We start from the raw sequence: 956 nt of genomic DNA, 5'->3' as shown, positions 1-956 counted from the left end.
CCCCTTTGTTTTTCTTGTGTGGAGCGTGTGGCGCAGCCAACCTCTTCTTTTTTCCGAGCCTTCTACCTCCAACCACGCTACCCTGTCAAAATATCAAGTGTAATTTAGAAGAAACGATTAAAATACCAGGAGATAATATCATATCCCTTATATACAGCTAACATGGCGGCTACCGCAATGAACGGGCCAAATGGCACCTCAGTCTTTCGTCCCGATCCATGAATTATCATTACTAGAATACCATACAATGTTCCTAGAAACGTAGAAAAAAGAATGGTCACAAAAAGAAGAGGATAGCCTAAAAACAAACCAACGACAGTAAACAGCTTAATGTCCCCGCCCCCCATTCCTCCCCGGGAAATAAGAGCAATCCCAAAAAAGATACTAAAACCAAGCACCATACCGATAAGATGTGATAGGTAGCTCTCGTGTGGATGAATAAAGAAGCGTGCAATAAGAAACGTAATGAAGAACGGCAATAACACTTTGTCTGGAATAATACGGTACGCCAAATCAGAGACAGTAATAATGACTAATAAGGAGGCGAACAGTAGCGTCATCCACATTTCCGCTGTGAAGCCGTATATGTAATACATAGCTGCAAAAAGAGACCCGGTTATGAATTCCATAATCGGATATACGGGAGAAATACCCGCTTTGCATTGACGGCATTTTCCGTGTATGAACAAGTAGGAAAGCACCGGTATTAAGTCAATCGGCGCAAGCTGTTTTCCGCATTTCGGACAATGCGAAGGCGGAGCGATGATGGATTGTTTCTCCGGGATACGCAGACCGACGACGTTGAAGAAAGAACCAAAGATGATGCCGAAGAGAAAGAATAATATAATCATGATTACTACCCTTCATTTTTAAACTAGCTTAAAAGATAGAAAAAGGCTTTCCTCTCTATAATTAAATATATTGAGCGTTTTGCAAAATAGCAATTTTCACCGAAA

The 956-nt window shown here is 41.3% G+C and carries 1 protein-coding gene; it reads right to left on the bottom strand.

The window, feature by feature from the left end; genetic code table 11:
* Window positions 1-104: 104 nt before the first annotated feature.
* On the bottom strand, window positions 105-851 hold the full coding sequence (locus tag HMPREF0083_RS13630; RefSeq protein WP_021622030.1) for a prepilin peptidase: 747 nt from the start codon (window positions 849-851) through the stop codon (window positions 105-107).
* Window positions 852-956: the final 105 nt, after the last annotated feature.

The organism is Aneurinibacillus aneurinilyticus ATCC 12856 (assembly GCF_000466385.1).
GTDB lineage: Bacteria > Bacillota > Bacilli > Aneurinibacillales > Aneurinibacillaceae > Aneurinibacillus > Aneurinibacillus aneurinilyticus.
This window is presented reverse-complemented; position numbering and strand designations above follow the sequence as displayed.